This window comes from Stenotrophomonas sp. CFBP8980 (genome assembly GCF_034046095.1).
Taxonomy (GTDB): Bacteria; Pseudomonadota; Gammaproteobacteria; order Xanthomonadales; family Xanthomonadaceae; genus Stenotrophomonas; species Stenotrophomonas lacuserhaii.
Map to the genome: position 1 here is coordinate 175289 of NZ_JAXCXF010000002.1, position 13811 is coordinate 189099.

The 13811-nt window shown below is 67.0% G+C and carries 13 protein-coding genes; 7 read left to right on the forward strand and 6 right to left on the reverse strand.

Features of this window, described 5'->3' with window-relative positions; genetic code table 11:
* Positions 1-111: 111 nt before the first annotated feature.
* From SOM47_RS06825 to SOM47_RS06840, 4 genes are all read right to left on the reverse strand, one after another.
* Positions 112-1623 carry a FapB/FapC family functional amyloid domain-containing protein gene (locus tag SOM47_RS06825; RefSeq protein WP_191770359.1) on the reverse strand — a complete coding sequence of 504 codons (1512 nt, stop codon included), beginning with the start codon at positions 1621-1623 and terminating at the stop codon, positions 112-114.
* 42 nt (positions 1624-1665) lie between these two features.
* Complete coding sequence (locus SOM47_RS06830; protein WP_320505156.1) at positions 1666-2286, reverse strand: FapB/FapC family functional amyloid domain-containing protein; 621 nt, start codon at positions 2284-2286, stop codon at positions 1666-1668.
* Complete coding sequence (locus SOM47_RS06835; protein WP_052811751.1) at positions 2283-2810, reverse strand: FapA family amyloid fibril periplasmic chaperone; 528 nt, start codon at positions 2808-2810, stop codon at positions 2283-2285. Before SOM47_RS06835 ends, SOM47_RS06830 begins: the two co-directional genes overlap by 4 nt.
* A gap of 294 nt (positions 2811-3104) precedes the next feature.
* Positions 3105-4436: a dicarboxylate/amino acid:cation symporter gene (locus tag SOM47_RS06840; RefSeq protein ID WP_192083250.1), complete on the reverse strand. Its 1332-nt coding sequence runs from the start codon at positions 4434-4436 to the stop codon at positions 3105-3107.
* 151 nt (positions 4437-4587) lie between these two features.
* Here SOM47_RS06840 and SOM47_RS06845 point away from each other — a divergent pair, with 151 nt between their 5' ends.
* The 4 genes from SOM47_RS06845 (at position 4588) to SOM47_RS06860 (ending at position 8815) form a co-directional block, all read left to right on the forward strand.
* Positions 4588-6294 carry an alkaline phosphatase gene (locus SOM47_RS06845; RefSeq protein ID WP_320505157.1) on the forward strand — a complete coding sequence of 569 codons (1707 nt, stop codon included), beginning with the start codon at positions 4588-4590 and terminating at the stop codon, positions 6292-6294.
* Between the two features lie 69 nt (positions 6295-6363).
* The gene (tilS, locus tag SOM47_RS06850; RefSeq protein ID WP_320505158.1) at positions 6364-7650 is read left to right on the forward strand and encodes a tRNA lysidine(34) synthetase TilS; all 1287 of its coding nucleotides are present in this window, start codon (positions 6364-6366) and stop codon (positions 7648-7650) included.
* Positions 7651-7686: 36 nt separating this feature from the next.
* Positions 7687-7947, forward strand: a complete 261-nt coding sequence (locus SOM47_RS06855) for an exodeoxyribonuclease VII small subunit (protein ID WP_042612267.1) — start codon at positions 7687-7689, stop codon at positions 7945-7947.
* Complete coding sequence (locus SOM47_RS06860; RefSeq protein ID WP_320505159.1) at positions 7937-8815, forward strand: polyprenyl synthetase family protein; 879 nt, start codon at positions 7937-7939, stop codon at positions 8813-8815. Before SOM47_RS06855 ends, SOM47_RS06860 begins: the two co-directional genes overlap by 11 nt.
* Before the next feature lie 143 nt (positions 8816-8958).
* Here the strand turns inward: SOM47_RS06860 and SOM47_RS06865 are convergent, their stop codons facing one another.
* Complete coding sequence (locus SOM47_RS06865) at positions 8959-11004, reverse strand: TonB-dependent receptor (RefSeq protein ID WP_320505160.1); 2046 nt, start codon at positions 11002-11004, stop codon at positions 8959-8961.
* A 156-nt stretch (positions 11005-11160) separates the two neighbouring features.
* Here SOM47_RS06865 and SOM47_RS06870 point away from each other — a divergent pair, with 156 nt between their 5' ends.
* The gene (locus SOM47_RS06870; RefSeq protein WP_192083245.1) at positions 11161-11550 is read left to right on the forward strand and encodes an OsmC family protein; all 390 of its coding nucleotides are present in this window, start codon (positions 11161-11163) and stop codon (positions 11548-11550) included.
* Between the two features lie 17 nt (positions 11551-11567).
* On the opposite strand, the gene SOM47_RS06875 is transcribed toward SOM47_RS06870, so the two are convergent.
* Entirely contained in the window at positions 11568-12233 is a 666-nt protein-coding gene (locus tag SOM47_RS06875) for a class I SAM-dependent methyltransferase (RefSeq protein WP_042612264.1), read from the reverse strand.
* A 53-nt stretch (positions 12234-12286) separates the two neighbouring features.
* On the opposite strand from SOM47_RS06875, the gene SOM47_RS06880 reads away from it, so the two are divergent.
* Both SOM47_RS06880 and SOM47_RS06885 read left to right on the forward strand, forming a co-directional pair.
* A complete protein-coding gene (locus SOM47_RS06880; RefSeq protein WP_042612263.1) occupies positions 12287-12733 on the forward strand; it encodes an Rrf2 family transcriptional regulator in 447 nt (148 codons plus the stop codon).
* A complete protein-coding gene (locus tag SOM47_RS06885; protein ID WP_320505161.1) occupies positions 12730-13626 on the forward strand; it encodes an NAD(P)/FAD-dependent oxidoreductase in 897 nt (298 codons plus the stop codon). The genes SOM47_RS06880 and SOM47_RS06885 overlap by 4 nt, the downstream gene beginning before the upstream one ends.
* The last annotated feature ends 185 nt before the right edge of the window (positions 13627-13811 follow it).

Consider the following 13811-nt stretch of genomic DNA (forward strand, 5'->3'; position numbering starts at 1 on the left):
TGCCCCAAAGGGGGAGATGGGACAGGGGCTCCCGGGGAGCCCGGTCATTGGCGGATGACCGGGTTTGTTGCGCTCAACGCAGCAAGCCTGCGAAAGCGGTCACGCCACGTGTTACTCGCCGCCGCCGCCACCCGGGGTGCCACCGCCGGTCGACGGCTGCGCCACGGCAAGGGCCAGGCTGTTGGCCTGCAGGTTGCCGGTGCCGGAGGCCACGTTCACGCCGATGTTGCCCGACGCATTGGAGAACGCGCTGCCGGACAGGCCCGCGGTGTTGGTCGCATTGACCGCCACCCAGCGCGAGGTGCGCACGGTGCCACTCAGGCTGGCATAGAGGTCGGCCACGCCCAGTTCGACGAACTGGCTGGTGCCTTCCTCGTCCGTGTCGAAGGCGATGCCGCCCACGCCGTCACGGTACGGGTTGTCGGTGGCGTTCTGGATTTCGTTGTCCAGGTCGATGTGGCCGGTGCTGTCACCGCTGGTGTGCGGCAGCGCGCCATCCCAACTGTCGAGGTAGTAGTTGTCCTGCTGGTAGGCGTTGCCGGTACCTTCATAGGTACCTGCACCGAAGGCCAGCGTGGCACCTGCCACACGACCGCGCAGGCTGACTTCAGTGGTGTCACTGAAGCGCTGCACGTAACCGGCGTTGGACACCGAGTTGCCACTGGATACCTGGTTGGACGAGATGCTCGACTGCGCCATCGCGGCGGTAGCGACCGAGGCGGCCAGCGCGTTCTTCTGCGCGTTGTTGTTGCCCGAAGCGACGTTCACCCCGATGTTGCCCGACGCGCCGGAGAACGCATTGCCACCCAGGCCGGCGGCGTTGGTGACGCCTTCGTTGAGGGTGGTGTTGCCGCCCACCGCCTGGTGGACGAACACTTCCGCATCGGCCATGCCGAAGCTGAAGGAGGCATCGGCCGCAGACAGCGAAGCGGCGTTGTCCTGTGCGTTGTTGTCACCGGCGGCGACGTTGAAGCCCAGGTTGCCCGATGCACCGGACGCCACGTCATCGGAGATCGACGCGGTGTTGTCCAGCATCTCGTTGGAGGCTTCGTTGGCGCTGATCGACTGACGGTTGTCGATGACCGCGATGGCGGCGGAGTCGAGGTCGATGTCGCCGGTGATTTCCGGATCACCCGAGAAATTGATGTCCGAGCTCAGGCGCAGGTCCTTCTCCAGGTTGACGTCCACGCCGTGGTTGTTCTTTTCCTTGCGCTCGTCGGCCGAGATGTTGCTGGTCTCGTTGACCGATACGTCGCGGGTGTGGTCGACGTCGGAGTAATCGACGTTGGAGCGGCTGGTGTTGGTCGTGGTGCTGGAGTACCGCACGTTCGAGGTGGTGTTGGCGGTGTTGTCGGTGGTGCTGGTGTTGTTGGTGGTATTGGTGTTGCGGGTGGTGTTGCGCACCACGTTGCGGGTGTCGTTCACCGTGTCCGTATCGGTGTCAGTGTTGCTGGTCACGTTGTTGCGGGTGACGTTGCGGGTGTCGTTCAACGTCCAGTTTTCATTGACGTTGTGGTTGTGGTTGATGGTGGCGCTTGCGTTCTGGTCATCCGCCGCGTGTGCGGTGGCGACCACGCCTGCGATGGCCATGGCGAGTACAGTCCCTTTAACGATCGCTTTCATGGTGCCTTCTCTCTCATCAGTGGTGTAACGGGTGGGTACCACTCACGGGTTGCCGTGCACTGCCATACCGAGGATGTTGGCCGTGTCATTTCCTGCGCCCGCGATTTGATTGAGTTGCAGGACACCGTCGAACCCCTGCAGTGCCGACGCTGCCACGCCGACGCTGCGGGTGCCCGCGGCCAGGCCGTTGCCGGCCCTGCCCTGCCCCCCTGCTGACGCGGTCACGCTTGATTCGGCCAGGGCCTCATCGTCGGACTCGCGTATTCCTTCCCGGGCCAGCGTCGCGCGCACCACGTTCATGCTGGCGTTGGCGATGCCGCTGGTCTGGTTGATCGTTGCGATGCCATTGGCGCCCTGCAGGGCCTGGCCATCGAGGTGCGCGCTGGCGTGCAGCGGTCCGTCCAGCAGCACGCTGTTGCGCGATGAGGTGCTGCGCGCATCGATATCCACCCGCGCCTGGTTGCCTTGGGCCATGCCCACCAGGTTGGCCTGGGTGTTGATGTCACCGGCCACCTGGTTGACCGCGATGGCACCACTGGCGCCGGCCAGCGCGCGGCCGTCAATGCGCGACTGGTTGAGGTAGCCGAGCATCCCGGCGTAGTCGTCAGCCTGGGCCAGCGACGGCAGCAGCAAGGCGACGAGCAGCAGCGCGCGCGTCTTCATTTGCCACCTGCCGGGGCGCCCATCGGGAACTGCGCCAGGGCGCCGCGTACCGTATCGCCGATGCCGCGCGTGGTGTTGCCGACTGCGCCCAGCGGGCCGCTCATCGCCCCGCTGATCTGGTTGCCGGAAATGATGCCGCCGTTGGAACTGCCGAGCCGTCCCACCGCCCCGCCCAGCGCGGTGCTGGTGACCCGTTCGACGGTGGTGGTGCCGGCATGCGGGGTGTGGACCGCTTGGCCCGCACCGAGGCCAGCGAAGTCATCGTCACTGAGTTCAGCCATGCCATTGGAGGTACCCAGGGCGGCAGCCACTTCGCGTTGCGGCGACGGATCGGCGATCAGCGCCACACCCGGAGGGGCGGGCCGATAGGCGGTGCGTGTGTGCACATCGCGCAGCAAGACGATCTCGCCGGGCTTCTGGGTGACGCCCTGGCGGGCACCGGAGGCATGCACCAGCACAGGGCATACCGCCAGCGCGGCCAAGCTGGCCACCAGGAACATCCTGCGCTTCGTGCTGCTGTCCATGCCGCTCTCCCGTTACGTACGGGAAGGGAGGACGCAGCTTTCGTGCCAAGTACGCAGGGCCCTGAAACAAAGGGATTCCGGCTGGCAACAGGGGGCCAGCTGGATGCCGACCGTTACACCTCGGTTGAGCGCAGCGTGCGCCTGAACCCGCAGAGAGGCCTGCTGCGCCTGCCCGGCGCCGGGGTGTAACAGACCTGTTACAGGTCATGACACAACCGCGTACGCCCCCGCTTCAGGTACCGGCAATGCCTCGGTAGTGACGGCCGCTGGCCGTCAATCCGATCACGCGTACCCTCACACCCGCGGCGCGGGATCCGGGTCATCGATACCCACGTTGGTCGACGGGTTGTCGTACACGCTCTGGTCCAGCAGCCCGGTCTCCTTGGCCACCAGCACCGGCACCAGCATCTGGCCGGTGACGTTGGTCATCGTGCGCATCATGTCCAGGATGCGATCGATCGCATACAGATAGCCGATGGTCTCCAGCGGCAACCCGGCTGCGCTCAGCACCACCGTGGCCATCACCACCGCCGTGCCCGGCACGCCGGCGGTGCCGAAGCTGCCCAGCACCGAAGCGATCAGCACGATCAGATACTGCTCCGGCGACATCGGCACGCCGCTGTACTGCGAAATGAACACCGCGCACAGCGCCGGGTAGATCGCCCCGCAGCCATCCATCTTGATGCTGGCGCCCAGCGGCACCGCGAACGACCCGTAGTCCTTGTTGACGCCCAGGTTGTGGGTGATTGAACGCAGCGCCACCGGCATCGCCGCGAAGCTGGACGAACTGACGAAGGCCACCTGCATGCCCGGCGCGGCACCGCGGAAGAACTTCAGCGGGTTCAGGCCATGCGACAGCAGCAGCGCGCTGTACACCACCACGATGTGCAGCGCGCAGGCGATGTATAGCGCCAGCACGAAGTTGCCCAGCGGCAGCAGCTTCTCGAAGCCGTAACTGCCCACCAGCCCGGCGATCAGGCCGAAGGTCCCGATCGGAGTGACTTCCAGCACGAAGCGGGTCACCTGGATCATGATCTCGCTCATCTGCCCGACCAGCTGGCGGGCCTGGCCGACCTTCTCGCCCAGCTTGACGATGGCAAAGCCCACCAGTCCGGCGAAGAAGATCACCGGCAGGATCGAACCGCGGCCCGCGGCCAACACGGTTTCGCCGGCCGCATTGACCCGCGTGCCGATGCCACTCAGCGCGTAGAACACGTTGGACGGCACCACGTCCAGCAGCACCTGCACCACGCTGGGCACTTCGCGCGGCACGTAGTTGTTGGCCATCGCCAGCTGCAGGCCACCGGTGCCGGGCTGCATCACCGTGCCCACCAGCAGGCCGATGCCGACGGCCAGCGCGGCGGTGATGACGAACCACAGGAAGGTGCGGCCACTGAGCGCGGCCACCGATTTCTGTCCGTGCAGCGAAGAGATCGCATTGATGACCGCGAAGAACACCAGCGGCACCGCGATCATCTTGATCAGGGTCACGTACAGCTCGCCCAGCGGGCCGAACCAGGTTTCAGCCGCCGGCCCCATCAGCCAGCCGGCCAGGGCACCAAGGACGAAGCCTGCGACCACGCGTTGCCAGAACGGGATGCGCAGCCAGGCAGAGACCAGCTTCATGGAAATTCCAGGGGGAGAGAACAATGCTCGCACCTTAGCCCAAGCGGGCCCGGCGTACGACCAGCGTGCGGACAAATCAGCGTGTCATCGGCATGCCTTGTCCACCCGGTCATAATGAACACCTGTTTCGTTTCGTGAGGACGCGCTGTCCATGATCCGTACCACCTCCCTGCTCGCCGCCACCGCCGCTACCCTGCTGCTGGGCGCCTGTTCCAGCACGCCGCCGGCATCCCGCCCGGCCGGCCTGTCGATCACCGTACCCACGGTGGCCCACCCGGATGGCGAGACCCCGCAGTGGTGGTACCGCAGTGGCGCGGCCCAGGCCGCTGGCAATGGCGCCATGAACGGCAAAGCCAAGAACGTGATCCTGTTCCTTGGTGATGGCATGAGCCTGACCACCGTGGCCGCCGCGCGCATCTTCGAAGGCCAGCGCAAGGGCGCATCCGGTGAGGAGAACCTGCTGTCCTGGGAGCACTTCCCGGCCACGGCATTCAGCAAGACCTACAACGTCGACTCGCAGACCCCGGATTCGGCCGGCACCATGACCGCCATCACCACCGGCGTGAAGACCCACATGGGCGCCATCGGGGTCAGCGCCGGCAAGCGTCCGGACTGCGCCGACAGCCTGCAGAAGGGCCTGCTGAGCTGGCTGCAGCTGGCCGACAGCGCCGGCATGGCCACCGGCATCGTCACCACCGCACGGCTGACCCACGCCACCCCGGCGGCCACCTACGCGCATTCGCCGGAACGCAACTGGGAAAACGATACCGACCTGACCGAAGAGGCCAAGGCCGCCGGCTGCAAGGACATCGCCCAGCAGCTGCTGACCACCTCGCGCTTCGGCCGCGGTCCGCAGGTCATCCTGGGCGGCGGGCGCGGCGAGTTCACCACGGTGGGAGAGCGCGATCCCGAGTACGACGACAAGGTCGGCCAGCGCCTGGACGGGCGCAGCCTGGTCAGCGAATGGCAGCAGGCCAACCCGCAGGGTGCCTACGTGTGGAACGCCGACCAGCTGAAGGCAGCGGCCAACGCGCCGGCCATCTTCGGCCTGTTCGAGCCGGACCACATGCAGTACGAGTACGAACGTGCCAACGACGCCGGCGGTGAGCCGAGCCTGGCCGAACTGACCCGTACCGCCATCGCCAACCTGTCCAAGGAAAAGCAGGGCTACGTGCTGATGATCGAAGGGGCGCGCATCGACCACGCCAACCACAGCGGCAATGCCTACCGTGCCCTGACCGATACCGTGGCGATGTCCGATGCGGTGCGCGTGGCCACCGAAATGACCCGCGACGACGACACCCTGATCATCGTCACCGCCGACCACTCCCACACCCTCAACTTCGTCGGCTACCCGGCACGCGGCAACCCGATCCTGGGCAAGGTGAAGGACAAGGGCGGCGAAGACGGCCTGGGCGCGCTGGACCTGGCCCGCGACGGTGGCGGCCAGCCTTACACCACGTTGAGCTACGCCAACGGCCCCGGCTTCACCGGCGCCACCAACCAGCAGCCGGCCGGTGCCAAGCGCTACCCGCATAACCCGTCCAGCTTCGATCCGGCCACCGGCCGGCCGGACCTGACCGCGGTGGATACCGAGCACCCCGATTACATGCAGGAAGCGCTGGTGCCGGGCAAGAGTGAATCGCACGGTGGCGAGGACGTGGGCATCTGGGCGCGCGGCCCCGGCAGCAAGGCGATCCGCGGCACGCTGGAACAGAACGCGATATACCACATGATCGTGCAGGCCACGCCCCGCCTGCGTGAGCGCCTGTGCCAGGCCGGCACCTGTGATGGCAACGGCGTTCCGGTGGAACTGCCGGCGCCGGCCAAGTTCGAGCGTTCCCCGCCCGCCCAGTAAGCGCGCAGCGGGACTGGAGCAATACGATGGCGGCGACCATACTGGTCGTCGCCTTTTTTCGTGCTGCCCATGCCCCTGTTCCCTGCCCTCGCCCGTGTCGATACCCCCCTGCTGGTCGGCTACAGCGGCGGGCTGGATTCGACCGTGCTGCTGCACTGGCTGCAGTGCTCGGCTGCGGCGGCGGGCGTGGGCGTGCGCGCTGTGCATGTGCATCACGGGCTGCAGGCTGCGGCCGATGACTGGGCGCTGCACTGCCAGCAACAGTGCGACGCACTGGGCGTACCGCTGCATATCCACCACGTCCGCGTGGATCTGCGCGCCGGCATGGGAATGGAGGCCGCCGCGCGGCAGGCCCGACGTGCCGCGTTCGCCGCCGAACTGCGCGATGGTGAGACGCTGGCACTGGCCCAGCACCAGGATGACCAGGCCGAAACCTTCCTGCTGCGTGCCCTGCGCGGGTCCGGCGTGGATGGGTTGGCGGCGATGGCGGCCGAGTCGGCACTCGGCACGCATCGGCTGTGGCGGCCGCTGCTGGAGGTTCCGCGCAGCGCGCTGCTGGCCTACGCACGGCAGCATGCACTGCAGTGGATCGACGACCCCAGCAACGCCGACGACGGGCCGGACCGCAATTTCCTGCGCCTGCACGTGCTGCCGCTGCTGCGCCAGCGCTGGCCGCATGCCGGCCAGGCATTGGCCGCCAGTGCCGCGCTGTGTGGCGAGACGCGGCGGATGCTGGACGAAGAAGACGAGGAGCTGCTGCAGCATCTGCAGGTGGCATCGCGCGTGCTGTCGGTGGAGCTGCTGCGGCAGGTATCACCGCAACGCCGTGCCCGCGTGCTGCGGGGCTGGGTGCTGGCCCACGGTGTGCCCGCGCTGCCGTGCCGGGTGGTATCCCAGCTGGAGCACGAACTGCTGGCTGCCGCGCCGGATCGCGATGCGCAGGTGCGCTGGCAGCAGCACAGCATCCGCCTGTGGCGCGGCCATTGGTACCTGCTGCCGGCCGAGCTGCCGCAGCTGCCGGCCGGATGGCACGCCACGTGGGATGGCCGCGCACCGCTGGCGCTGCCCGACGGCGGCCAACTCCGGTTGAAGGGCGCGGCGGCATTCGAGGCACCGATGCAGGTGACGGGCCGGCAAGGGGGCGAACGCATCCAGCTGCCCGGCCGCCGCCACCAGCACGCGCTGAAGGACTGCCTGCAGCGTGAACACCTGGCCCCGTGGCGCCGCCGCCAGCTGCCACTGCTGTTCGCGAATGGCCAGCTGCAGGCCGCTGCCGACGTGGTGCTGTCCGCGCCGTTGCAGGCCTGGCTGCAGCAGCACGATGCCCAGCTGCACTGGCGTCCGGGCGGTTGGTGAATTGACCCCTGCGCGCGGGCCGTCCACACTTGTCGCATGGCTAAGAAAACCCCCGAAAACGCCTCCCCGGTAGCCCAGTTCGAGCAGTCGCTCGAGTCGCTGGAGCAGCTCGTAGAGCAGATGGAAACCGGAGAGCTCAGCCTGGAAGCTTCGCTCAGCGCCTACGAACGCGGCGTCGGCCTGTACCGCCAGTGCCAGCAGGCGCTGGAACAGGCCGAACTGCGCGTGCGCCTGCTCACCGATCCGGCCCAGCCGGAAAACGCCGAGCCTTTCGACCCGCCGTCCCATGACGGTTGAAGCGAGCTTCGCGCGCCTGCGCGATCGCATCGAAAGCCAGCTCGACGCCGCCCTGCCCTCGCCCGCCGACGCCCCGCGCCGGCTGCACCAGGCCATGCGCCATTCGGTGCTGGGCGGCGGCAAGCGCATGCGTCCGCTGCTGGTGCATGCGGCCGGTGAAGTGTTCGGCACCGACCCGCACCAGCTGGACGCCCCGGCGATGGCGGTGGAACTGATCCACGCCTATTCGCTGGTGCACGACGACCTGCCGGCGATGGACGACGACGCCCTGCGCCGCGGCAAGCCGACCACCCACATCGCCTTCGACGAAGCCACCGCCATCCTCGCCGGTGATGCCCTGCAGACCCGCGCCTTCAGCCTGCTGGCCGAAGCGGCGCTGCCTGCGGAGCTGCGTGTTGCCTGCCTGCAGGCGCTGGCTCACGCCTCTGGCGCCGCCGGCATGTGCGGCGGCCAGGCACTGGATATCGATGCCACCGGCCAGCTGCAGTCGCTGGACGCGCTGACCCGCATGCATGCCCTGAAGACCGGTGCGCTGATCCGCGCCGCGGTACGGATGGGCGCGTTGTGCGGCCACGCACCGGCGGCGGATCTTGCGCGCCTGGATCGCTTCGCCGATGCGCTGGGCCTGGCTTTCCAGGTACGCGATGACATCCTGGACGTGGAAGCCAGCTCGGAGCAGCTGGGCAAGACCGCCGGCAAAGACGTCGCGCAGGACAAATCCACCTTCCCCGCCCTGCTGGGCATGGACGGCGCCAAGGCCAAGCTGGACGAACTGAGCGCGGTGATGCACGACGCCCTGGCCGCCTACGGCGAAGAAGCCAACGCCCTGCGCGCCCTCGGCCGCCTGGCCATAGAACGCGACCACTGACGACCGCATTGGTGGGTGACGACCGTTGGTCGTCACGCTTTCGCCTTCCGCTGCGCTCGCCGAGCATGGCTCGGCGCTACCCCGCCTTCGGTGGGTGAGGACCGTTGGTGGGTGACGACCGTTGGTCGTCACGTTCCTACCCCTCACAACTTCACGTTCAACCCGACATACGCCGAACGCCCTGCAGCAGGCGAAAACATCGGCTGCGCCTGCTCCCAGAAGAAGCTGTCATACCACGCATACGCGTACGACCGGCCGGTGGCATTCTTCACCTGCAGGTCCACGCTCCACGCCGGAGTGATCTGGTAGCGCGCACTCAGGTCCAGCACCGCGAAGCCGCCGAACTTGCCCGCCACGTTGCGTTCTTCCAGGTAGTAATCGCCCTGCGCACGCGCCTGCAGGCCCAACTGCAGCGCATCGCTGGCCTGGTAATCGACGCCGATGTTGCTGATGTAGCGCGGGGTGGCGGCCACTTCGCGGCCCTGCAGCGAAAGGGCCGCATCCCGATCATCCCGGGTGATCTTAGCTTCCTGATAGGCATGCGACGCCCACAGTGTCCAGTTGTCGCCCCACTGCGTGCTGATCTGCGCATCCACGCCGCGGCGACGCGTCTTGCCCAGCGTCACCGTGGTGCCGGTGGCCGGCATGTTCGACACCTCGTTGGCCGCGTCCTGCTGCCACACCGCGATGCGTGCCTGGCTGCCCACGAACGGACTGAATTTCAGGCCCAGCTCCATGCCGGTATTGGTCGACGGACGCATCGCCGCCTGCCCTGGCGTCAGGTAGGCAGGCGCGGTGGAGCCGGTCAGTACCTGGAAGGTGCGTCCCCAATTTGCATACACGTTGGTGTCCTCCGCCAGCGCATAGACCACGCTCAGCTTCGGCTGTTCAATCGTGGCGTAGCGTTGCAGCGGGCCGGTGACGCCGCCGGGCAGCCGGGTATCGCCATCGAAGCGGTCCACGCGGTACGCCGGCACGATCTTCAGCGGCTCGATCGGCTGGTAGATCGCCTGTACGTAGGCGCCCCAGTTGTCGAACGTATGCCGGTCATCATTCTGGATGCGCGCCGGCGCGCTGTTGAAATCGGTCGGCTCGCTGTAGCTGAAGCGTTGCCGCTGGTAGCCGTTGTCCTGGTGTTCGTAGTTCACCCCGCCTTCCAGGGTAAGGCTGTCCCTGGCATGCCAGGTGAGCGTGGTGAGCATGCCGGTCTGCTTCTCGTCCCACACCCGGCGCTGGCGCGGCGCGTTGCCGGTAGGCAGGTCGCTGAAGGTCACCCGACGGTCGTCTTCATAGCGGTTGTAGTACAGCTTGCTGCCCAGGAACAGGCTCTCGGCAAGCTTCAGGTCCAGATGTACGCCCACCTGCTGCATGTCGCGCACATCGCGGTCATTGAGGTTGCGCCGCTGCGACCCCCGACGGTCGCTTCGCAGCTCGTCGGCGGTCATGAAACCGGGTTCATCGGCGATGTGGCGATAGGCGCGCGCGGTCAGACCGATGCGCATGCCGTCTTCAAGATTCCCATGGAACCACTTGCCACCCAGCGCGTATTTTTCGGAGGCGTCGTGGTCCCGGTAACCATCAGACGCCTGGGTCCCGATGAAGTAATTCTGCGCGAATCCATCGCGCTCGCGGCCAACCGCCAACTGCGCGTCGCGCGTGTTGTAGCTGCCATAGCCGAGCCGGGCATCGGTATAGTTGCCCCCCTGCCGGGTACCGAAGTTCACGTTGCCACCGATGTTGTGCAGCCCGTAACGCGGATCGTTGGTGCCGCGCACCACCTCGATGAAGCTGATTTCCAGCGGGAACAACATGTCGATGAAGCGCTGGTTGCCACTGTTGACGTTGCTGGGCACACCGTCGATCAGGGTCTTGATGGCATTGAGGTAACCCTCGCCGTTGAAGGCGCGGAAGCTCACCTTGCCCGACTCCGCACCCTGCCGGGTTTCGGTCAGCTGGATGCCGGGCATCTGCCCCAGCAGCTCCCAGCTGTGCGACACGTTCTTGTCCTCGATCTGGTCCGCGCCCAGCACGTCCACCGAGGTCAGCACCTGGTGCGCGGTGAGCTGGCCCTCGGTGTGCTGGTGCACATCCACCTTGCCCAGGGTCAGGGCGGAGCTGGAGGACTGCGCGCGCGACTCGGGCGCGAACAGGATGGCCGCCGTGGCAGCGACCAGAGCTTGGATCTTCATGGGGTGGAAACGCCTGATGCGGATGGGGACAAGGTCATGAGCGGGGCAATGTTACAGAATAACATTACATTTCGACCAGTCCCCCACCGGGCGATGTACTGGCCGCTGCCCCGCCTTACCATCGCAGGCCCGCCGTTCCGCACAGAGAGCACCCGCATGGCCCACGTCCACGTCACCTCCACCGGCAGCAACTTCGCCCATCGCATCAGCAGCGGCCAGCACACGCTGCTTGCCGATGAGCCCGCGGCACTGGGAGGCCAGGACCAGGGCATGGCCCCGTTCGACCTGTACCTTTCCGCGTTGGCCGCGTGCACCGCCATTACCCTGCGCATGTATGCCGAAAAGAAGGGCTGGGAGCTGGGCGAGTTCAATGCCGAGCTGACCTCCACGCGCGACGCGGCAGGCAAGCTGCTGGTGCATCGCACGCTGCGCGCATCGGCCAGCGTGACCGACGCCCAGTGGGCGCGCCTGCTGGACGTGGTGGAGCGCACCCCGGTGACGCTCGCGATGCGCGAAGGCGCCACCATCACCAGCGAACGCGGTTGACCGGCAGCAAGCGGGGACTACCCGGCGTAGGCTACCCAACCCCTGAAACTGAAGGCGGCGTAGAACAGTTCCACCGTGCCGAAGCCGGCCTCATGCAGCAGGGCCACGTCCTGCTCCGGTGACAGCGCGGGCAGCAGGCGGGCCATGCTGTCCACGGTGTGCGCCACGTCCAGCGCGATGCCCGACGAGGCTGAGAACGCGGCAAAGCGCTGCAGCCAGCGGCGCTTCTGTGCGTCATCCTGCGCATAGCTGTGATGTGCCACCACCAGCGGCGCGCCCGGTTTCAGCCGGCGCCGTACTTCCTTCAGCGTGTGCAGCCGCTGCCCGGCCGGCAGGAAATGCAGAGTCAGCAGGCAGGCCGCGCCGTCGCATGGTTCATCAGGCGCATCGTCGATGTAGCCCTCGGTGAACGCCACGCGTGATGCCAACGGCCCCAGCGTCTGGCGCGCCATGTCCAGCATCGGCATAGACGGATCGATGCCGCGGAAATGCCACCCGGGCTGCGCCTCCGCGAAGCAACGCAACTCCATCCCTCCGCCCGCACCGAGCACCAGCACCGTGCCATCTGCCGGTACGCGTTCTTCCAGCAACAGGCGCGCCATGCGCTGCATGTCCAGCAGGCCCGGGACCTTCTGCATCGCACCTTCTGCATAGCCTGCAATGGCGTGGGGATCGGAAAACATGTGCCTGCCTCGTCGATTTGACCTGTCACGCCAAAGGTAACATCATTAGTTACATGAAACGCGACAGTCGACTTTCCGCCGTCCTGCATGCCCTGCTGCACATGGCCGAGCAACCCGGACCAATGACCTCCGACGCGCTGGCGACCTGCCTGGGCACCCATCCGGTGGTGGTCCGCCGCACCATGGGCCTGCTGCGCGAAGCCGGGCTGGTCGCCGCCGTGCGCGGCCACGCCGGCGGCTGGCGCATCAAGGCTGACCTGAGCAAGGTGAGCCTGCGCCAACTGCACGAGGCACTCGGTGAGCCGGCCTTGTTCGCCATCGGCAACCGCCACGAAAACCCCGAGTGCCTGGTCGAACAGGCCGTCAACGCCGCCCTGGACCATGCCTTCGTCCAGGCCGAAGCGCTGCTGCTGGAGCGCTTTGCCGCGGTGTCACTGGCCGATCTCGCCGCCGACTTCAAACGCCGTCACGCCCACCATCTGCGGAGCAAGCATCCATGAACACCCAAGACGTCATCATCATCGGCGGCAGCTACGCCGGCATGGCCGCGGCCCTGCAACTGGTACGTGCCAGGCGACGCGTGCTGATCATCGACGCGGGCAAGCGACGCAACCAGGCGGCCGCCGATTCGCACGGCTTCCTCAGCCAGGACGGCGCCGACCCCGCCGAGATCGCACGCAGCGCACGGCAGCAACTGCAGGCCTACCCCACCCTCACCTGGGTGGAAGACGTGGCCCTGGATGCATCGGGGACGCGAGATGCCTTCAGTGTGACGACTGCGGCATCCGGCACCTTCAGCGCCCGTCGCCTGCTGCTGGCCACCGGCGTATCGGACGAGCTGCCGCCGATCGATGGCATCCGCGAGCGCTGGGGAAAGAGCGTATTCCACTGCCCCTACTGCCATGGTTATGAGCTGGACCAGGGCGAGATCGGGGTGATTGCCGCGGTGCCGATGTCGATCCACCAGGCGCAGTTGCTGCCCGAATGGGGCAACGTTACGTTCCTGCTCAACGGGGCCATCGAACTGGATGCGACTGCGCGCGAGGAACTTGTTGCGCGTGGAGTACGCATCGAAGAAACGCCCATCGCACGCATAGAAGGACATGCCGATGTGGTGCTGGCGGACGGGCGGCGGCTGTCTTTTGCGGGGCTGTTCACCGCCTCGCTCAACGCGCCTTCCACGCCGATCGCGCAGACCCTGGGCTGTGCGCTGATGGAGACGCCGATGGGTACCCAGCTGCAGACCAGTGAGGCCAAGGAGACCAGCGTTGAAGGTGTGTTCGCCTGCGGCGACGTTGCGCGCATGCCGCACTCGGTTTCACTGGCCGTGGCGGACGGCGCATGGGCGGGGGCGCAGATCCATCGGACGCTGGTGTGGCCTACGGCGGGGTGAGGTTTGGAGTCCTTCGTGGGCCTGCATTAAAAACCCATCACTCCTTGCCGCTCGTCCACTGCTGCAAACGTCGGCGGTGAATGACCGCCGTGCAGAATGAGCGCCGCCCCGCTGCGCGGCGCCAGAACCCCTTTTCCATCAGGAAAAGAGGATCGGGCGCCGGCAGTTGTCGCGCCTACGTCGTG